Source organism: Romboutsia sp. LXY-2, assembly GCF_056171995.1.
In genome coordinates this window covers 143,434-164,144 of sequence record NZ_JBKFGI010000008.1, presented here as the reverse complement: position 1 = coordinate 164,144, position 20,711 = coordinate 143,434, and the positions used below count along the sequence as shown (strand labels likewise).

Annotated in this window: 16 protein-coding genes; all 16 read right to left on the bottom strand. The window is 31.9% G+C overall.

The genetic code is table 11. The features are described from left to right. Positions 1 to 25: 25 nt before the first annotated feature. Positions 26 to 1,192, bottom strand: coding sequence for an anti sigma factor C-terminal domain-containing protein (locus tag ACI48P_RS14485; RefSeq protein WP_475216914.1), 1,167 nt, complete (start codon positions 1,190 to 1,192; stop codon positions 26 to 28). Then, the gene (locus ACI48P_RS14480; protein WP_475216911.1) at positions 1,182 to 1,682 is read right to left on the bottom strand and encodes an RNA polymerase sigma factor; all 501 of its coding nucleotides are present in this window, start codon (positions 1,680 to 1,682) and stop codon (positions 1,182 to 1,184) included. The genes ACI48P_RS14485 and ACI48P_RS14480 overlap by 11 nt, the downstream gene beginning before the upstream one ends. 301 nt (positions 1,683 to 1,983) lie before the next feature. Further along, complete coding sequence (eno, locus tag ACI48P_RS14475; protein WP_475216909.1) at positions 1,984 to 3,273, bottom strand: phosphopyruvate hydratase; 1,290 nt, start codon at positions 3,271 to 3,273, stop codon at positions 1,984 to 1,986. A 244-nt stretch (positions 3,274 to 3,517) separates the two neighbouring features. Continuing rightward, entirely contained in the window at positions 3,518 to 5,044 is a 1,527-nt protein-coding gene (gpmI, locus tag ACI48P_RS14470; protein ID WP_475216907.1) for a 2,3-bisphosphoglycerate-independent phosphoglycerate mutase, read from the bottom strand. Positions 5,045 to 5,055: 11 nt separating this feature from the next. Beyond that, the gene (gene tpiA, locus ACI48P_RS14465) at positions 5,056 to 5,799 is read right to left on the bottom strand and encodes a triose-phosphate isomerase (protein WP_475216905.1); all 744 of its coding nucleotides are present in this window, start codon (positions 5,797 to 5,799) and stop codon (positions 5,056 to 5,058) included. A 170-nt stretch (positions 5,800 to 5,969) separates the two neighbouring features. Continuing rightward, a complete protein-coding gene (locus ACI48P_RS14460; protein ID WP_475216903.1) occupies positions 5,970 to 7,169 on the bottom strand; it encodes a phosphoglycerate kinase in 1,200 nt (399 codons plus the stop codon). A gap of 161 nt (positions 7,170 to 7,330) precedes the next feature. Then, entirely contained in the window at positions 7,331 to 8,338 is a 1,008-nt protein-coding gene (gap, locus tag ACI48P_RS14455) for a type I glyceraldehyde-3-phosphate dehydrogenase (RefSeq protein ID WP_475216901.1), read from the bottom strand. Positions 8,339 to 8,405: 67 nt separating this feature from the next. Continuing rightward, positions 8,406 to 9,428 carry a sugar-binding transcriptional regulator gene (locus tag ACI48P_RS14450; protein ID WP_475216899.1) on the bottom strand — a complete coding sequence of 341 codons (1,023 nt, stop codon included), beginning with the start codon at positions 9,426 to 9,428 and terminating at the stop codon, positions 8,406 to 8,408. A gap of 141 nt (positions 9,429 to 9,569) precedes the next feature. After that, positions 9,570 to 10,916 carry an RNA polymerase factor sigma-54 gene (rpoN, locus tag ACI48P_RS14445; RefSeq protein WP_475216897.1) on the bottom strand — a complete coding sequence of 449 codons (1,347 nt, stop codon included), beginning with the start codon at positions 10,914 to 10,916 and terminating at the stop codon, positions 9,570 to 9,572. Positions 10,917 to 11,264: 348 nt separating this feature from the next. Beyond that, a complete protein-coding gene (locus ACI48P_RS14440; protein WP_475216895.1) occupies positions 11,265 to 11,384 on the bottom strand; it encodes a hypothetical protein in 120 nt (39 codons plus the stop codon). Positions 11,385 to 12,407: 1,023 nt separating this feature from the next. Continuing rightward, entirely contained in the window at positions 12,408 to 13,112 is a 705-nt protein-coding gene (locus tag ACI48P_RS14435; protein WP_475216894.1) for a DUF4367 domain-containing protein, read from the bottom strand. Then, positions 13,105 to 13,647 carry an RNA polymerase sigma factor gene (locus ACI48P_RS14430; RefSeq protein ID WP_475216892.1) on the bottom strand — a complete coding sequence of 181 codons (543 nt, stop codon included), beginning with the start codon at positions 13,645 to 13,647 and terminating at the stop codon, positions 13,105 to 13,107. The genes ACI48P_RS14435 and ACI48P_RS14430 overlap by 8 nt, the downstream gene beginning before the upstream one ends. A gap of 271 nt (positions 13,648 to 13,918) precedes the next feature. Next, a complete protein-coding gene (gene xdh, locus ACI48P_RS14425) occupies positions 13,919 to 16,480 on the bottom strand; it encodes a selenium-dependent xanthine dehydrogenase (protein ID WP_475216890.1) in 2,562 nt (853 codons plus the stop codon). Positions 16,481 to 16,490: 10 nt separating this feature from the next. Next, positions 16,491 to 17,864, bottom strand: a complete 1,374-nt coding sequence (hydA, locus tag ACI48P_RS14420) for a dihydropyrimidinase (protein ID WP_475216889.1) — start codon at positions 17,862 to 17,864, stop codon at positions 16,491 to 16,493. A 16-nt stretch (positions 17,865 to 17,880) separates the two neighbouring features. Beyond that, positions 17,881 to 18,984, bottom strand: coding sequence for a 4Fe-4S binding protein (locus tag ACI48P_RS14415; protein WP_475216887.1), 1,104 nt, complete (start codon positions 18,982 to 18,984; stop codon positions 17,881 to 17,883). A 344-nt stretch (positions 18,985 to 19,328) separates the two neighbouring features. Further along, positions 19,329 to 20,690, bottom strand: a complete 1,362-nt coding sequence (locus tag ACI48P_RS14410) for a nucleobase:cation symporter-2 family protein (RefSeq protein WP_475216885.1) — start codon at positions 20,688 to 20,690, stop codon at positions 19,329 to 19,331. Between the last annotated feature and the right edge of the window lie 21 nt (positions 20,691 to 20,711).

Genomic DNA, 20,711 nt, shown 5'->3' with positions numbered 1-20,711 from the left:
ACAGTATATTGGTAGTTAATTTATTTTATAAGAAAACATCCTCTACATAAATTTGTTCTATCATAGGATGTTGTCTCAACTTTAATATTTCACTAGGTTTACCAGATACAACTACACCATAAGATTTAATTCCATTTTCACCAATATATTCTAGTGCTTCTTTATAAAAAGAATTGCATCCCTTAAACAGTACATCAGTTTTTGCAAAATCTTTATTGTCAGCCATATATCTTAACATACTTTCAAAATGAGTCTCTAGAATTTCTGGAGTTATCTTTTCTTTACCAAAATCAACCCAGCCTAAATCAAAGTATGGATACTTTTCACTATCAAAATATTGTTCATCAAATACCAATCCAGTACCATTTGGTACAAATCCTGTAAGAGGTGCCCTTTGTTCATCAAGAGGAAAAGATCTTACTCCTATCCAATTATTATCAAGGTCAAACCCATCTAAAGTGTCTAATATCTCTTTTACATCTAAATCTTCTTTAAACGATACCATCACCTTAGCACCAATATAATCAGGTAATGATTTTAATTTTTCCATATCATCAGTATCAGTATCAACAGGATATTGATAAAAAGGAGATGTCCCCCTAGTAAATACATTTATTGGTAAATACTTATAGAATCCATTATCCGCTTGGAATTGATTTTTATTAAGAACAGCGCTATATCCTACATTATCTACATCAATATAATCTTGCTGTCTTATATTAATATCATATTTACCAAAACCTAGTGACTCATATGAAACCTGCACATTAGATACACCAGGAAAGTGTAATTCTGAAAAAATTTCTAAATCTATATCCATCCTACTAGAATAACCATCTACTTTTTCTAAAGGATTATAATAAATCTTATTCATAATAGGTGATACAATAAACCTTAAACATAATAAAAAACAAGCAACGCTCAATGCAGAAATCACACCTACCTGCACAAGTTTTTTATTAATAGCTTTCTTTATTTCTTTTACAGTATTATCACTCTCCTCTATAACTGAACTTGACTTATCATAATCAAACCCCTGGTTATAATCATTTATAATTATTTCATCTTCTATTTTATTAGCTAAATAATCATTTATAATTTCTATTTTATCTATTTCATTCTCTACATAATCAATCTCTTTCTCAGTTGCTTGATTATTAATATACTTATCAAAAATATCTTTAAATCTCACCATATCCCCCCTCAATTTTTTCTTTTAAAATTTTCCTAGCTCTGTACAGTAGTGTTCTAACAGCACCATTAGATATATTCATTAAACCTGCAATTTGTTTTTGATCAACACCTAGAAAATAATACAATGTAATCACTTCTCTCATAGATGTATTTAGTGTCATTATTTTTTTATACAACTGTGCAGATTCTTCATTTTTAATTAATTTGTTTATAATATCTTGAGAAGAATCTTGTATATTGATATTGTTTATATCCATATCTGAAGAATATTTATTTTTCCTTAGATAATCTATCCATAAATTTTTAGCTACTCTAAATAACCACCCCTTAACATTATTGTGTGATACATCTAAAGATAACATTGCCTTAACAAAAGTTTCCTGAACCAAATCTTCAGCAATATGAGTATCATGACAAAGCGATAATAAGTATAAATAGATGTCTCTAGAGTGCTGATTATAAAACTCAAGTATATAATCTTTCCCCATCTCACACCCCCTCACTTAAACAACGAATACATTTATATTATGTCACAAGTTTTTCTCATTTTTAATTACTTTTCTTATTCCTCTATTCTTTTATTATTTTATTCCCCAAATAAAAAGAAAGAGGCTACGCCTAAACAATCAAGAAATTCGTGAGGTAATCCAGCGAAGACATGAAAAAAGTGAGTTCTGTATCCATTTGCAAGCCCGATTTTGGCTTGCATGGAGCAGAACTCACTTGTTCATGTCGAAGCGCCGATTACCTCACGAATTTCCGTTTAGACACCGCCTCGTTATTATTTAATTATTTCTTTAAGTTGTAGAATGATTTTAATCCACAGTATCTAGCAGATTCTCCAACCATTTCTTCTATTCTTAATAATTGGTTGTATTTAGCAACTCTATCAGTTCTTGATGGAGCACCAGTCTTTATTTGTCCAGCGTTTACAGCTACAGCTAAGTCAGCTATAGTTGTATCTTCTGTTTCTCCTGATCTATGAGATATAACTGCAGTGTATCCAGCTCTCTTAGCCATTTCTATAGCATCTAAAGTTTCAGTTATTGTACCTATTTGGTTAACTTTAACTAATATAGAGTTACCTACACCAGCTTCTATTCCTCTTTCTAATCTTTCAGTGTTAGTAACGAATAAATCATCTCCAACTAATTGTAACTTGTTTCCTAATCTATCAGTTAATAACTTCCATCCATCCCAATCTTCTTCATCTAAACCATCTTCTATAGTTATTATTGGGAAGTTGTTTGACCAATCTTCGTATAAATCAACCATTTCAGCAGCAGTTAATTCTTTTCCTTCTCCAGCTAAAACGTATTTTTGAGTTTCTTTGTTGTACATTTCTGTAGCAGCAACGTCTAATCCTAACATAACGTCTTTTCCTGGCTCATATCCAGCTTTAGATATAGCATCAACTATTAATTCTAAAGCAGCTCTGTTTGATGATAAGTTTGGAGCGAATCCACCTTCGTCACCTACACCGCAAGCTAATCCGTTTTCAGCTAATACGTTCTTTAAAGAGTGGAATACTTCTGCACCCATTCTTAAAGCTTCTCTGAATGAAGGAGCTCCAACTGGTAATATCATGAACTCTTGAACGTCCACGTTGTTATCAGCATGTTCTCCACCGTTTATTATGTTCATCATTGGAACTGGTAATTGCTTAGCGTTAACTCCACCTATGTATTGGAATAATGGTAATCCTAATTCTTCAGCAGCAGCTCTAGCAACAGCCATAGAAACACCAAGTATAGCGTTAGCCCCTAATCTTCCTTTGTTATGAGTTCCGTCTAATTCTATCATAACAGCATCTATAGCAGGTTGGTCAGTAGCGTCCATTCCTTCTATTGCTTCAGCTATTTCTTCTACGTTAGCAACAGCTTTTTCAACACCTTTTCCTAAGTATCTTCCTTTATCTCCGTCTCTTAATTCAACAGCTTCGAAAGCTCCTGTTGAAGCACCTGATGGTACTATAGCTCTTCCTGTTACTCCACTTTCTAATACTACCTCAACTTCTACAGTTGGGTTTCCTCTTGAGTCTAATACTTCTCTAGCATATACTATTTCTATTACTGACATTTGTATATCTCCCTTCAGGTTCTTATTTATAATTTAAATATTTTACCGCATATTATTGATGCTTATTCTATTATAATACATACAAACTTATTGATGGGTAAATTTGTAAAATTTTAATTTATTTTTAATAATTTTCTGTATTTATAATATTTCACATAATAATAATTGATAATTATATTGATATCGTTTTATTGTGTTTTGTTTACTTTTTAAGTATTCCCATTAACTAGTTTTTTTATAAAAACTACTTTATTAATGAGTGACCAGTCATTTCTTCTGGCTTTTCTAAGTGCATCATATCAAGTATTGTTGGTGCTATATCAGATAATCTACCGTCTTCTAATAATTCAGCAGTCTTAAATTCTTCACCAACTACCATAAGTGGCACTGGATTAGTAGAGTGAGCTGTTACAACTTTTCCACTTTGAGGGTCAAGCATATATTCAGCATTTCCGTGGTCAGCAGTTATTATTGCACTTCCACCTTTTTCTACTATCTTATCTACTAATTGTCCTACACAGTTGTCTACTGCTTCTACTGCAGCTGTTGCAGCTTCTATAACTCCTGTATGACCAACCATATCAGGGTTTGCAAAGTTTACAACTATGAAGTCATATTTATCTTCATCTACTTTAGCTACAACTTTTTCTAATAATTCACTAGCAGACATTTCTGGTTGTAAATCATAAGTTGCAACCTTTGGTGATGGTATTAATAATCTTTCTTCATCTTTATTTGGATCTTCTACTCCACCATTGAAGAAGAAAGTAACGTGAGCATATTTTTCAGTCTCAGCTGCTCTTAATTGAGTCTTACCATTTGCTGCTAAGTACTCACCAAGAGTGTTTGATAAAGATTGAGCACCAAATGCTATATGAACATTCTTTATAGTTACATCGTATTCTGTTAAACATACGAAGAATGTCTTTATACATGGTCTTTCAAATCCAACAAACTCATCACATACTAAAGCTCTTGTTATTTGTCTAGCTCTGTCTGGTCTGAAGTTAAAGAATACTACTGAATCATTTTCCTTTATAGTACCAACAGCTTCACCGTCTTTTACTATAACTGTAGGCATAACGAACTCATCATTCTTTCCATCAGCATAAGAGTTTTCTATAGCTTCTACTGCAGAAGTTGCAGTTTCACCTTTTCCAAGAACCATTGCATTGTAAGCAAGTTCTATTCTTTCCCATCTCTTATCTCTATCCATTGCATAGTATCTACCAGAAACAGATGCAAATTCTCCTACACCTATTTCGTCAATAGCAGTTTGAGCTTCTTTTACATACTCTAAACCACTTTGTGGATCAGTATCTCTACCATCAGTAAATGCATGAACATAAACTTTTTCTACACCTTTTTCTTTAGCCATTTTAACTAAAGCTTTTAGGTGATTTATATGAGAGTGAACTCCACCATCAGATAATAATCCCATTAAATGAAGTGCACCATTTTTAGCATTATCCATAGCCTTTACTAATGTTTCATTAGTAAAGAAATCGCCATCTTCTATTGATTTTGTTATTCTAGTTAAGTCTTGGTATACTATTCTACCTGCTCCTATGTTAGTGTGACCCACTTCTGAGTTACCCATTTGACCAGGAGGAAGTCCTACATCAAGTCCACTAGCTTTTATTAATGTATTTGGATATTCCTTAGCTATTCTATCTAAGTTAGGAGTCTTAGCAGCGTTTATAGCATTACCTTTAGTCTCCTTAGTATATCCATAACCATCCATGATGATTAAAGCAACTGGTTTTTTCATTGTCTCACTCCTTAGAAAGTTAAAAGTCCTACGTAATCATCAGCAGCTAAGCTAGCTCCACCAACTAAAGCTCCATCTATATCACTTTGACCCATTATTTCAGCTACGTTAGCAGGCTTAACACTTCCACCGTATTGAATTCTAACTTCGTTAGCTAATTCTCCATATAAAGAAGCTACTACTTCTCTTATGTAAGCTATTACATCGTTAGCGTCTTCTGCAGTTGCAGTTTTTCCAGTTCCTATAGCCCAGATTGGCTCATAAGCTATAACAACTTTAGCTAAGTCTTCTTTTGATACGTTTTCTAAACCTCTTTCAACTTGAACTTTACAAACTTCTTTAGTTTGACCAGCTTCTCTTTGCTCTAAAGTTTCTCCACAACATAATATTGGATCTATTCCTACTTCTAGAGCTTTTAAAACCTTCTTATTACAAGTTTCATCAGTTTCATTGAAGTATTCTCTTCTTTCAGAGTGACCTATTACTACGTAGTCGACATCTATTTCTTTTAACATTGCTGGAGATACTTCTCCTGTGAAAGCTCCGCTTTCTTCAAAGTGCATGTTTTGAGCACCTATCTTTATAGCAGTTCCTTTTGTTGCTTCTTTTAAGTCTTTTAATATTGTGAAAGGTGCACATATTACAGCTTCACACTTATCATTATTTACTCTATCTTTAACTGCATCAACAAACTCTAAAGCTTCCTTTATAGTTTTGTTCATTTTCCAGTTCCCAGCTATTATTGGTTTTCTCATTTTATTATTCCTCCCACTGAATTTAAATCTTTAGGAAATATTAGTCTAAGCTAATATCCCCCTTGATTTAATTTTGGATAAAATTTAAGGTAAATTTATCTTTTGATAAATTGACTGTGGTCATACTTTATATATCATTATCGGGCTAAACCCCTATAGTTTATTCTAAATTACTTGTTATCTAAAGCTACTATACCTGGTAATTCTTTACCTTCTAAGAACTCTAATGAAGCTCCTCCACCAGTAGATACGTGAGTCATCTTGTCTCCGAATCCTAATTGGTTAACTGCAGCAGCAGAGTCTCCTCCACCTATAACAGTAGTAGCATCAGTTAAGTCAGCCATAGCTTTAGCAACTGCTAATGTACCTTTGTTGAAGTTTTCAAATTCGAATACTCCCATTGGTCCATTCCATACTATTGTCTTAGATTCTTTTACAGTATTTACATATAATTCTATTGTCTTAGGTCCTATATCTAGTCCCATGAATCCTTCAGGTATATCTTGTCCTTCTGTTATTGTTGGTTCAACATCAGCAAACTTATCAGCACAAGCGTTGTCTACTGGTAATAAGAAGTTAACACCCTTAGCTTTAGCTTTTTCCATCATTTCTTTAGCGTATTCAACTCTATCTGCTTCTACTAAAGAAGTTCCTATTTCATATCCTAAAGCTTTTAAGAATGTATAAGACATTCCTCCACCTATTATTATGTTGTCAACTTTTTCTAATAATTGCTCTATAACAGCTATCTTATCAGAAACTTTAGCTCCACCTAATATTGCAGTGAAAGGTCTAACAGGAGTAGCAACAGCTTCACCTAAGAACTTTAATTCTTTTTGTATTAAGTATCCGCAAACTCTCTCTTCTAAGAATTCACCAGCACCAACTGTAGAACAGTGAGCTCTATGAGCAGTTCCGAATGCATCGTTAACAAATATTTCAGCTAAAGAAGCTAATTCTTTAGAGAAGTTTTCTTCGTTTTTAGTTTCTTCTTTTCTATATCTAGTATTTTCTAATAATACTACATCTCCGTTTTCCATCTTTTCAACAGCAGCCTTTGCGTTTTCACCTACAACGTTTGCATCTGCAGCAAATACAACTTCTTTGTTTAACATTTCTGATAATCTCTTAGCAACTGGAGCTAAAGATAATTCAGGCTTAGCTTCTCCCTTTGGCTTTCCTAAGTGAGAGCATAATATAACTTTCGCACCATTTTCTATTAAATACTTTATAGTTGGAAGCGCTCCGTTTAATCTATTTTCATCAGTTATTGCTCCATCTTGTAGAGGTACATTGAAGTCACATCTTACAAGTACTTTTTTTCCGCACACATTTATATCTTCTATAGTTTTCTTATTCAGCATTGACATGTTTATTTCTCCTTTTTAAAGTAACATCATAGTCCTTTAAGCATATTCCGTTTTATATATATTTTCACTTATTTATATTTCAGTTATTATATTCCAATCATTTAGTAAAAAAGTCCGAAGTCCGTAGTAAATACTACAAACTCGGACTGTTTTTAAATAAATTACTTAGCTAAACCAGCGAAGTATCCTAATGTTCTTATTAATTGAGAAGTGTAAGACATTTCATTGTCGTACCAAGAAACAACTTTAACTAATTGCTCTCCGTTTACTTCCATAACTCTTGTTTGAGTTGCATCGAATAATGATCCGTAGCTTATTCCTACTATATCAGAAGATACTAATTCTTCTTCAGTGTATCCGAAAGATTCGTTAGAAGCAGCCTTCATAGCAGCGTTTATTTCTTCTACAGTTACTTTTTGTCCTAATGTACAAACTAATTCAGTTAAAGAACCAGTTATAACTGGAACTCTTTGTGCTCCACCGTCTAATTTACCTTTTAATTCAGGTATAACTAAACCTATAGCTTTTGCAGCACCTGTAGTGTTAGGAACTATGTTAGAAGCAGCAGCTCTAGCTCTTCTTAAGTCTCCTTTAGGGTGAGGACCATCTAATGTATTTTGGTCATTAGTGTATGCATGTATAGTAGTCATGAATCCTTTTTGTAATTCAAACTTATCGTTTAATGTTTTAGCCATTGGTGCTAAACAGTTAGTTGTACAAGAAGCTCCTGATATAACTGTTTCCGTTCCATCTAATACATCGTTGTTTACGTTGAATACTACAGTTTTTACATCTCCTGTTGCAGGTGCAGATATAACAACTTTCTTAGCTCCAGCTTCTAAGTGAAGTCCAGCTTTTTCTTGAGAAGTAAAGAATCCAGTACATTCTAATACTATATCAACGTTTAATTCTGCCCATGGTAAGTCTGCAGGGTTTCTCTCAGCAGTAACTTTTATTTCTTGTCCGTTAACTACGAAAGCTCCTTCTTTAACTTCTATTTCACCGTTGAATCTTCCTTGAGCTGAATCATATTTGAATAAGTGTGCTAATGTTTTAGCATCTGTTAAGTCGTTTATTGCAACAACTTCAAACTTATCTGTTTGCTCCATTAATTTTCTTAATGCTAATCTTCCTATTCTTCCAAAACCGTTTATAGCTACTTTAACCATTTTGCTACCTCCCTATAAAGTAAAAATGTGTATATATTGTTACTAGCAATGCTAGTTATTAACTAAATTATTGTAATTCTAATATTCTATAAGCGCTTTCCTCATCGGTTACAAGAACTATGTCTTTGTTAATTTTTGAAACAGCTATTAGTGCCTCTGCTTTTCTTGTTCCTGCAAATATTGCTATAGAATTTTTAACTTTTTTAAATGATTCTAAATTAATTCCTACTGTGTTTAATTTATAAACTATTTCACCATCTTTGTTGAAGTAATATCCAAATGCTTCACCTACAGCACCTTTTGATATAATTTCTTCAACCTGTTCTTTAGGTAGTTTTCTTCTAGTTGCCATTTCATCGGCTCTACCTATACCAAAAATTAAAACATCACTTTCTTGAATAAACTCAATAGTTTCTTTAATTTGAGGTTCTTGAGTAAGGGTTTTCATTGCTTCTTCACCTAACTCATCTGGTATATGTAATAATTTATAATTAGAATTTAATTTTCTACTAATTGATGCAACCACTGCATTAGACTGAGTTTCAACATCTTTTCCTACACTACCTCTTGCTGGTACTACAGTTGCATTATGATATTTTTTATCAGTCTTTATGCTATTTGAAAACTCTAGCATAGTGCTTCCACCTGTTATAGAAACTATATTTCCATCTTTTACTATGTCTAAGAAATACTCAGCTCCACATCTAGCAACATCTCTTAACAAGCTTTCGTTTTTGTCATAGCTTCCAGGTACTAATAATACCTTTTTAATCCCAAGCTTATCCTTAACTTTGTCTTGTAATGTAGATAGCCCCATAATGTCTTTCATAATGTCTTTAAGTTCATCTAATAGGATCGCACCTTCTTCAGTTATTGTCATACCTGAAACCTGTACATCTATCAGTCCCTGTTCTTTTAAGAACTCTGTTTCTGATCTTACTATTCTTTCGCTTATATCTAATATATTCGAAAGTGTCCTTCTTCCTATTGGTTCACTTAATGATATTTGCCTTAGGATTGAATATCTTCTTTCCATAAGTTCGATGGCTTGTGGAATTAACTTCTGTTGTATCGATAATAAGTTTTTCATAATCTTTTTCTACTACTCTCCTTATTCAGGGACTTTTTTTGTCCCTCGTATTTATTTTAGTCCCACAAGTTAATTTTATTTTATAGCAAGCTGAGATATTTTTCAATAGTTTTTACAATAATTTTACTACTTTTATTTTTTTTAGAAGACTTTACGCTTACTTGATGACAATATTCCAAGTTCTTCGCGGTATTTAGCAACTGTTCTTCTTGCAACATTTATACCTTGTTCTTTTAACATTTTAGATATGTGATCATCACTTAACGGTTTCTTTTTATTTTCATTTTTTATTGTTTCCTGAATAATCTTTTTTATGCTTGTACTGGATGCCATACCATCTTCCTCAGTTTCAATTGCACTACTAAAGAAATATTTAAATTCATATACTCCAAAAGGCGTAAGCATATACTTTCCATTTACACCTCTACTAATTGTAGATTCATGGAATTCTAATTTTTCTGCTATGTCCTTCATTTTTAGAGGTCTTATGTGTTTAACCCCCTTTCTAAGAAATTCGTCTTGTGCTTTTACTATTTCTTCTGCAATTCTCAGTACGGTATTTTTTCTACTTTCTATATTTTTCATTAATCCTGTGGCAGAATTTAATCTGTCTTTTATAAATTCCTTAGCATTATCATCTGATTGTGAGTTTTTTAATATTTCTTTATAGTAGTTATTTATTTTGATTTTGTAGTTGTCTTTTTCATTTAGATATACTACAAAATCCTCATCAAATTTCTCTACTACAACATCAGGTTGAATATACACACTTTTTTCTACACAACAGCTTCTTCCTGGCTTAGGGTCTAATGTTTTTATTATATTTATTAAATTTACACATCTATCTAAAGATATGTTATATTTTTTAGAAATATCTTTATACTTATTGCTAGCAATTAAATGTAAATCATTTGCTACTATATCTTCTAATGTCTCATTGAATATACCTAGGTTATGCATTTGTATTATTAGACATTCTGAAATATCTCTTGCTCCAACACCATTAGGCTCTAATTGTTGAATATTAGCTAGGCAATCTTCAAAAGTTTCTCTATCTATACCTAATGTGTTTATTATTTCTTTATCATCAATTCTTAAATATCCATCTTCATCTAAATTTTCTATTATATATTCACAAATTTCTCTTTCATCCTCTCTAAGCTTATATAGACTTATTTGAAGTAAAAGATGTTCATATATATTTGACGAATATTTAACCATGTTTTCTAGGTTGATATCGTTATCCGGATTGTAGCTAAATTCGCTTCTATCTTTATAATTTGATTTTTCTATGTCTTTTATATATTCTTCCCAGTTTATTTCACTGCCTTTTTCAACGTCTAACAAAGGGTTGCTTTCTGCTTCCCTTACTATCTCTTCATCCAATTCTAATTTACTCATGTTTAATATAGCTAAAGATTGCTTTAATTGAGTTGTCATGACTAGTTTCTGCGACTGAGTTAATTGTAAACTATTGTTGAAGTTCATACTTGTTCACCTCATGTTATTTATAGTAAATCGGGACAAAATAAAAAACCCTATGCCCAAGTAATATTCTATCATGTAGAATACTACTTATGCAAAAGGGTTTTCATTATATATATATCAAAAACTTATTTATCTAATCTAATCTAGAATTTTGAGCCTAGTTATAACATATATGTTATTTTTTTTTATAAAAATATATGCCAATAATTACAGCTACCACCAATACTAAAAATAACACATACAAAAAATTCGTTGAAAACGCATATGTAGTTGACTCCATTTCAATATACCTCCATCTATTATCTTTTCAAGCTTTTTATTATACTATTCTGTTTGTCTTTATATCTCTCACAATATATTTTCTCTATCTCGATCTTCTTTATATATCATCTTTTCAGTAGGAAAGTACACAGATGTTCCTCCAAATTCTTCAAATAGCACTTTAGTTATATCTATCCCTATTTTCATTGCTATATTTTCAAATTATGGAGGTAAATCACTTATTTTTAGTTCCATAAAATATCCTCCTATAAATTGTATTTATTTGGATATTCTACAAAAGTTCCATTTGTCCTACTAAATTAACTTTATAATATATAGTTTATATACATTTTGATTCATCTTCAAATATACTACTTCCCCCTATGCATATAGCAAATGCCATAACTAATGATAGTACTCTTTTTCTTTTTAACATAACTCCACCTCATAATTTAATAATATTTTTATTTATGTGCAAATTTGTTTTTAAAGTAAAAACTAATTAGACTCATTGTTATATATATAAGTAGGAATATTATACAATTTCCCATACTAAACCATATATTTATAGGAATGAAAAATGCGAGAGAAGATAGTGATATTCCTACTAAAAAATCTTTTTTTAAATTAGAGTAAATAATCCCTTGAAAAATAAATACAATTGGAAATAATAAATATAGCCCCATTAAAATACTGTTATCTCTAAAAAAATACGTGAAAAATAATATTATAAAACTTGGTAACACTAATGATATTGATCTTTTCATACACTACCTCCTTGATAAATTATCATTTAAAATATTAGTAATTTATATAAGTATATAAGTTTCTGTAGCCATACTGGCCAACCTGCGTTTTACGGAATTATTCCTCTTTATTGCCTTTAACTTAAGTAATTACACAGAATGTATCAGCTAAGTATAGAATTTTTATACCTATTAAAAACTATAGATGTAGTGCTACTTGTTTCTGTCCATGCCTGTACTGTTTCCCAGGAACCATTAACTTTTTTTGTATCCTTGATGTTATTAATTTCTTACTAACTCCTGGATTAGCAGTCATACTAGCGTTTAAAGTTGCTATACCGCCACTTATCTTTAAATCACTACTTGCCTTATGGATATAAGTGTACCTTTCTTCATTTTGTATTTCTAATATAAAAAACCCCCATAAATTTCTTTACACTAAGTAAACGAATATTTTATGAGGATTTGTTTCATTTTTATAAAATTAATTTATATTTTCAGCAATTTTTATTAATTCAGACTTAATATCTAAATATTTGTCCTTACTTATATAGTCTAGTTTTAAATCATACAAAGTATTTTCATCTTGCCATAACAACGAACTTCTATTTTCTTTTTCAATATAATCTGCGTCATAATTATTTATTTTAACTTTACCTATTTTTGCATCCTCTGTATCCATATATAGATTACTATTTTTAATTAACAAGTAATTAAATGTTATATAATCCTCACCATCGGAATAAGTTATCGCTATCTCATTGTCATACTCAGATTTATCAACCTCTTTAAAACCCTTTGGTAAATAATTAATACTTTTCTTCTCTAAAAAATTTACTTTTTCATTATCATTTTCATCTATGCTAAATTTATATATCGTAAATTTTTCATAAACTTCTTTAACCATATCAAAGAACTTCGTCCTTAATGCCTCAACACTCATAGTTATTGTAAATGCACTAATTAAAAATGCTATAAATACTACAGCTATCTTTTTTGTATATGAGTATAGCTTATTAAGGAATGGTCCCCTTTTTTCCTGTCTAATTATTTTTTTTATTTTCTTTTCAAATTCTTTAGGATATTCATAATCAATATCTTCTTCCTCAGGTATCTGTTCTAATATAAAATTTTCAACATTAGTACAGTGTTTAAAAAGCAATTCATCAGTAATTTCATATTTATCCATGTACTTTCTCCATTTCATCTAATATGATTTTTAATTTATCTTTACCTCTTTTTAATCTAGTCCTTACTGTAGGAGGATTTATATCTAATATATCTGCAATTTTATCATCATGAAATCCATGAGAGTATTTCAAGAAAAATACTTGTTTATATCTTTCTGGAAGCTTCAATATAGCAACCTCTACTTTATTTGGTAAAACATCAGTAGAATATACTTCTTGTTCAAAACCTTGTATTTCATTTTCAAGTTTTTTCACTTTATTTTTTTCCACTTGTAACTTTCTATATATGTCTATTGAAGAGTTCTTTACTATAGTAACGATAAATCCTTTCGTTTTGTTGCATTTTACATCTTCAATTTTATCAATATGTTTTATTATCTTTAAAAAACTATTTTGGACAGCATCGTGTGAGTAATGTTCATCTTTTAATATGCTATTTGCAACATAATACATCATTTTTTTATAACTGTTAAAAATATCTTCAAACTTTATCTTATCTTCTTCTTTATCAATTAAACTTAAGTATAATAGCATTATTTCCTCTCTTTTCTAGTATTAATGGTTAAATCCAGAGCTATGAATTTCCTATGTTTATAGGTTTTATTACATATTATTGCAAAATAAAAAAACCCTCGCCCAACTATATCTTAGCATGTTAGATATAGCTTAAGCAAAAGGGTTTTCATATATATATCAATCAAAAAACTTTTAATAGACTAATTTTATAGAGTAATGCTCTAGTGGTTTAATTCACTTCTCAGTTTTAATAGAGTAATTAAGTTACATTTTATAACTTTGTAGATATTTACTTCTTCTTACTATAAGGTGTGTTTACCAAAGGCAAACTATTTCTAAATTCTTTATCAAATCTATAGTAAGCATTTGCAGTAGCAGGTGCAGTAGGAATCGCAGTTATTTCCCCTATACCTTTCGCTCCATATGCTAGACCTTCTTTATTTTTTTCTATTATTACAGCTTCTACTGGTGGTGCATCTGTTGACTTGAATAAGCCTAATGTTCCGTATTTAGCTGTAGGTACACAGTTATCAAGTGGGAAAGTTTCTGTTAGAGCATAACCTAATGACATTACTACTCCACCTTCTATTTGTCCTTCAACATTTATAGGGTTTATAGCTTTACCAACATCATGAGCTGCAACAACTTTTTCTAACTTTCCATTTTCATCTAATATAACTACTTGAGTAGCATATCCATAAGCAACATGACTTACAGGATTTTTCTTATCAGATCCCATTCTATCTGTAACACTTGAGTACTCTCCGAAGAATTCTTGACCTTCTAAGTCTTTTAGTGTTTTTCCAGCATCTAATTCTTTTTTAAGATTAAGAGCTGCATTTTTAGTAGCTTCTCCGGTAAATACTGTTTGTCTTGATGCTGTAGTATTTCCTGAATCAGGAGTTAAGTGAGTATCTGGTACTTCATATACAACATCTTCTGGAGTTAACCCTGCTGTTTGGCAAAGCATTTGAGTCATAGTAGTTCCTAATCCTTGACCTATACAAGAAGCACTTGTTCTTAAGTGAACTTTACCATCAATAACTACTAATCTACATCTTCCTATGTCTGGTATACCAACACCAACACCTGCATTTTTCATAGCACAAGCTATACCTGCATATGGATGACTTTCATATATATCTTTAACAGCTTCTAGAGTTTCTACCATAGCTGTTCCTTCATCTGCTATTTGTCCATTAGGTAATTCTTGACCTGGTCTTATAGCATTTCTGTATCTTATCTCCCATGGAGATATTCCTACCATCTCAGCAAGTAAATTTAAGTTTGATTCAGTAGCAAAACAACTTTGAGTTACCCCAAATCCTCTAAATGCTCCACCTGGAGGGTTGTTTGTGTATACTGCCTTCCCTTTTATCTCTATATCTTGATAGTTATAAGGACCTGCAGCATGTGTACAAGCTCTTTCAAGCACTGGTCCACCTAATGATGCATAAGCACCTGTATCAGATATTATAGTAGCTTTTAAAGCTGTTAAATATCCATTTTCATCACATGCTGTTGTGAATTCCATCTCCATAGCATGTTTCTTTGGATGTACTATTAAACTTTCTTTTCTAGTTAATTGAACTTTTACAAATTTCTTAGTGTGATAAGCTAGTAAAGCTGCATGATGTTGAACACTCATATCTTCTTTACCACCAAATCCTCCACCAACCATTTTGTTGATTACTCTAACCTTTTCATGAGGGAGACCTAACATATCTGCACACTCATGTTGTGTTGCATATACACCTTGGTCTGTTGAGTATATTATTACTCCTTCTTCTTCATAAGGACCAGCTATTGCACACTCTGGCTCTAAGAAAGCATGCTCGTTAAATGGTACAGAATATTTTCTTGTTACCATATATTTAGAGTTCTCTATTCTCTCTTCGGCATTTCCTCTTATTAATTGTTTTTCTACTAATAGATTTCCACCTTCATGTATTTCAGGTGCATCTTCTCTTAAAGCTTCATCAGGACAAGTTAAAGGAGTTAATTCTTCATACTCAACCTTAACAAGTTTTTTAGCTGCTTCTAAAGCTTCCTTAGTTTCAGCTGCTACTAAAGCTACCGAGTCTCCTAAGTATCTTGTTATTTCACCTTCTGGAATTAAAGTATCCCAGTCTTTCTTTAAGTGACCAACTTTATTACTACCAGGTACATCTTTAGCTGTTAAAACTGCAACTACACCTGGATAGTTTTTAGCTTCTTCTATATCTATGCTTTTTACTAACGCTCTTGGATATTTAGTTCTTACTGCTGAACCATAAATCATCCCATCTATTCTAACGTCGTCTACATACTCAGCTTTCCCTAAAGTTTTTGCTACTGCATCTACTCTGTGTAAGTTATCTCCAACTAATCCTTTACACTCCACTTTAGGTACTTCAATATTTTCTCTAAGTATTTTAGCTACTAACTTTACAGCTTCTATTATTTTTACATATCCAGTACATCTACATATATTTCCTTTTAAAGCTTTTCTAATTTCTTCTTCACTTGGATCTGGGTTAACATCTAATAAAGCCTTTGAGCTTATTACCATACCTGGAATACAGAATCCACATTGAACTGCACCTGCATTTGTAAAAGCATATGCATATGCATCTCTTTCTCTTTCTTCCATTCCTTCAATAGTAGTTATGCTTTTTCCTACTAGTTTTTGAGTAGTAAATACGCAAGCCTTTATAGCTTTACCATCTACTATAATCATACAAGTACCACAGGCACCTTCTGCACATCCATTTTTTACAGAAGTTATATTCATATCTTCTCTTAAAAATTCTAAAAGCTTCTTATTTTCTTTTGCTTGGACTTTTTCCCCGTTTAGTGTAAATTCAAACATATATGCCCCCTTAGTTCGTAGTTCTCTTTATATACATTCCAGTAGGATAATCTACTATTAACTTTCCATCTTTTACAACTTCAGTTCCTCTTAAAAATACATGTTTAAATTGGCAATCAACCTCATATCCCTCATATGGTGTATAATCCACATTTTGAACTTGATTCTTTGCACTTATAGTATTTTTAACATTAGGGTCAATAACTACCAAGTCAGCATCACTGCCTACTCGGATATCTCCTTTTTGAGGATACATACCGAAAAGTTTAGCTGCTTTCGTTGATGTTAACTCTACAAATTTGTTTATGCTTATTTTTCCTTCTTTAGCGCCATGTGTATATAAAAGGCTCATCCTATGTTCTACTCCTGGGCCACCATTTGGAATTTTACTAAAATCATTTATTCCAATATCCTTTTGACCTTTATAGTTAAATGAACAATGGTCCGTTCCTATAGTATCCACGTAACCTGACTTTAACGCTTCCCATAGATATTCATTGTCCTGCTTAGTTCTAAGCGGTGGACTCATTACATATTTAGCACTTTCGAATCCGTCTAAATCGTAAAGTTCATCATTTAAAAGTAAATATTGAGGGCAAGTCTCAATAAATACTTTCACACCATCTAGCTTAGCTTTCTTAACTTCTTCTAGAGCCTCTTTTGAACTTAAATGAACTACATACACTGGCGCTTTAGCTGTTTTTGCTATTTTCATAAGTCTTGAAGTGGCTTCAACTTCTAAGTCTGCTGGTCTACTTAGCATATGATACTTTGGTGATGTTAGATTATTTTCCTTGTATTCATTTACAAGCTCACTTATTATATCTCCATTTTCACAATGGAATCCTATAAGTACACCTAATTCCTTAGCTTTTTTTAATGCTCTAAAGATTACACCATCATCAACTTGTAGAGTATTTTTATATGCCATATATAACTTAAAAGATGTAACACCTTCATCTATCATACTTTCCATCTCTTTAGATGTATTTTCAGTCCAATCTGTTATTGCCATATGGAATCCATAGTCTGAGTAGCATTTTTCTTTTGCTTTCTCATGCCACTCTAAAAGTCCATCATTTAATGAGCACCCTTTTGACTGAGTGGCAAAATCTAATATTGTAGTCGTTCCTCCAACTATAGCTGCCCTAGTTCCTGTTTCAAAGTTATCAGCTGTAATTGTAGTTCCAACATCTAAGTCAAAATGGGTATGAGTATCTATACCTCCAGGTACAAGATAGCACCCTTTGATAGGTACTATCTCATATCCTTCAGTAGATAGGTCAAATCCAATTTCAACAATTTTTCCGTCTACAATTTTTACATCTGCTTCATATGTTTGTGCATCCGTTACAATTGTTCCACCTTGTAAAATAAGACCCATAATCTATTTCCATCCTTTATGCTAGAGCTTCTGCTCCCATTTGTATTCTTAAAGCATTCTTTGGACATCTAGTTACACATAATCCACATCCAAAACACTTATCTTCATCTATAACCATTTCTTCATTAACTTCTATTGCTTCATATACACAGCTTGATACACACTTCTTACATTTTATACACTTATCTTGATCAACTACTGGAGCTATAGCATGAGTTCTGAATTCCATCTCTTCAACTTTCTTGTGAGCTAATCCTTTTATTTCATTTACATCTGAATATCCATGAGCTTCTAAGAATTCATCTAATTCTTTAGCTATTTTTCCGTAAACTCCTGGCCCTTTTAATATTGCTTCTGTACAAGTTTGAACAGCTGAAGCACCAGCCATCATCATTTCTGCTACATCTTTACCACAAGTTACTCCACCAACACCTATTATAGGTATGTTTACAACTTTAGATGCTTCATATATACATCTTATTGCTAATGGTCTTATTGGAGCTCCTGATAACCATCCGTAACCTGTTTTACTTCCCATTATTGGGAATCCTGTTTCAACATCTATTGCCATACATGGACCAAAAGAGTTTATCATAACTAAACCATCTGCTCCTGCTTCTTCAACAGCCTTTGCTATTGTTTGTATATCAGTGTGAGGACTCATCTTCATGAATACTGGTACATCTAATGCAGCTTTTGCAGCTTTTAAAGCATTTACTATTGGAGTAACATCTGTTCCAACGTAGTGAGTTGATAATTCAACTGCATCTGCATAAGGCTTAACTAATGGTGCCACTTCTGCTATTTGTTCTGCAGTATATCCCATACTTATTATTACTGGTACTCCAGCACTCTTACATTTTTTATATTCTTCTTCTAACCATTGCTCCTTTGGTAATTCTGACCATAATTCTGTGTTTAAGAACCCACTGTTAGTGTTAGCCATACAAGGTCTTGGTACATCCGCTGGAAGAACTGATATAGTCTTTGTACATAACCCACCTACTCCACCTTTTACTGCCTCTAAACATAAATCTCCATCTTTAGCTCCAGGACCTGCAGCTGTCATTATTGGATTAGAAAACTCCATATCATATATCTTAACTTTTAAATTTGCCATTTTTAAATCTCCCCTTTTTCCAAATTTATTGTTGTTTATATAAGTTTGTATTGCTTCTTTGTATTGCTTTTTTTCTTGTTAATTTTTTATTTTTTATAGACGCTTACTAGTTTTTATTTGTATATGTTTTTGTACTTTAATTTTTATTTAAATCAAATTTTTATAAGGATATATTTTCATTTTTATTCATAAGGATATATTTTTTTATTTTTGTTTTTAAGGATATATTTTTTATTGTTTTTTAAGGATATATTTTTTCTTACTGATTTTTCATATTTTCATATCATATTTTTTTCATATTTTTTTAACTTTAGTTAATTTCATTTTTGATATATGTATTATGTTTATACTGCTTTTTCATCTTTTGCATTTTCTTGTTTTGATTCTTTCCTATTCCCTAATTCATTAAAGAATATATTTAATATAACTGCAGCTAAACTTCCTGTAGTTATACCACTGTGGAATATTGTTTGTACCCAGTCTGGGAAGTTATGATAGAAGTCTGGGTTAGCTAAAGGAATCATTGCTAAACCAACACTAACTGCCACTATAACTCCATTCTTAGTACCATCGAATTGTACTTTGCTTAAAGTTCTTATTCCACCTACTAGCACCATACCAAACATTGCAAATCCTACTCCACCTAAAACTGGCTTAGGTATTGCTCCTATTATAGCTGCAAACTTAGGTACGAATCCTAAAACTAATAATATTAAACCTGCATATACTGCAACGAATCTTGATTTAATTCCCATTAATCCTACAAGTCCTGTATTTTGTGCGAATGGTGTTATTGGGAATGAGTTAAAGATACTAGATAATAAAGTAGCTATACCATCTCCCCTTAAAGCTCTCTTTATATTTGCTCCGTCTATTTCTTTGTCTACCATCTCATGTATTGCCATCATATTTCCTAGTGACTCAGTCATTAGCACTAACATTATTAAACAAAGAGATATTATTGCTGACGGCTCAAATACAGGCATACCAAACTTTAATGGTACGTTTACACTGAACCAATGTGCACTAGCAACACTGCTAAAATCAGCCATTCCTAATACTGATGCAAGTATTGTTCCTGCTACTATAGCTATAAGTATTGCTGCACTGTTCCATATACCTTTTAAGTATTTGAAAAGGAAAAGTGTTATAGCTAAAACTGCTAATGCTAAACCTAATTGCCCTGGCTCAGCTGCTGTTACTTTGTTATCCGTTATCCACTTTATACCAACTGGTAATAAAGATATTCCTATTACCATTACTACTGTTCCTGTAACTACTTTTGGGAAAAATCTTATTAGCTTTTCAAATATTGGAGCTATTATTATACAGAATAATCCTGCTGCCATAACTGATCCAAATACCGTTCTTATTGCTACACTTGGTTCTTGATATGATGAAGCTATAGATGTCATAGCTGCAACCGCCGCAAAGCTAGTTCCTTCGATTACCGGAATCTTAGCACCTGCAATATTTCCTATACCATAAGCTTGTATCAATGTGCCTACCCCTGCCATAAATATACAAGCACTTATTAAGAAAACTATACTTTCCTGGTCTAGTCCTGCAGCACTTCCTACCATCATAGGAACTGCTACCGCTCCTGCACACATTGCTAATACGTGTTGTAGTGAGAATACCCAAGACTTGGATATCGGTAACCTCTCATCTACTGGAGCTATTTTAGGGCTTTTATCTTGAGACATTTTTAGTCCCCCTTTATATTT

Bases quoted from the DNA above. Each gene is read 5' to 3' on its own strand.
- ACI48P_RS14480 (WP_475216911.1), bottom strand. From the start codon at position 1,682: ATGGGGAAAGATTATATACTTGAGTTTTATAATCAGCACTCTAGAGAC.
- eno (WP_475216909.1), bottom strand. From the start codon at position 3,273: ATGTCAGTAATAGAAATAGTATATGCTAGAGAAGTATTAGACTCAAGA.
- gpmI (WP_475216907.1), bottom strand. From the start codon at position 5,044: ATGAAAAAACCAGTTGCTTTAATCATCATGGATGGTTATGGATATACT.
- tpiA (WP_475216905.1), bottom strand. From the start codon at position 5,799: ATGAGAAAACCAATAATAGCTGGGAACTGGAAAATGAACAAAACTATA.
- ACI48P_RS14460 (WP_475216903.1), bottom strand. From the start codon at position 7,169: ATGTCAATGCTGAATAAGAAAACTATAGAAGATATAAATGTGTGCGGA.
- gap (WP_475216901.1), bottom strand. From the start codon at position 8,338: ATGGTTAAAGTAGCTATAAACGGTTTTGGAAGAATAGGAAGATTAGCA.
- ACI48P_RS14450 (WP_475216899.1), bottom strand. From the start codon at position 9,428: ATGAAAAACTTATTATCGATACAACAGAAGTTAATTCCACAAGCCATC.
- rpoN (WP_475216897.1), bottom strand. From the start codon at position 10,916: ATGAACTTCAACAATAGTTTACAATTAACTCAGTCGCAGAAACTAGTC.
- ACI48P_RS14440 (WP_475216895.1), bottom strand. From the start codon at position 11,384: ATGAAAATAGGGATAGATATAACTAAAGTGCTATTTGAAGAATTTGGA.
- ACI48P_RS14435 (WP_475216894.1), bottom strand. From the start codon at position 13,112: ATGGATAAATATGAAATTACTGATGAATTGCTTTTTAAACACTGTACT.
- ACI48P_RS14430 (WP_475216892.1), bottom strand. From the start codon at position 13,647: ATGCTATTATACTTAAGTTTAATTGATAAAGAAGAAGATAAGATAAAG.
- xdh (WP_475216890.1), bottom strand. From the start codon at position 16,480: ATGTTTGAATTTACACTAAACGGGGAAAAAGTCCAAGCAAAAGAAAAT.
- hydA (WP_475216889.1), bottom strand. From the start codon at position 17,864: ATGGGTCTTATTTTACAAGGTGGAACAATTGTAACGGATGCACAAACA.
- ACI48P_RS14415 (WP_475216887.1), bottom strand. From the start codon at position 18,984: ATGGCAAATTTAAAAGTTAAGATATATGATATGGAGTTTTCTAATCCA.
- ACI48P_RS14410 (WP_475216885.1), bottom strand. From the start codon at position 20,690: ATGTCTCAAGATAAAAGCCCTAAAATAGCTCCAGTAGATGAGAGGTTA.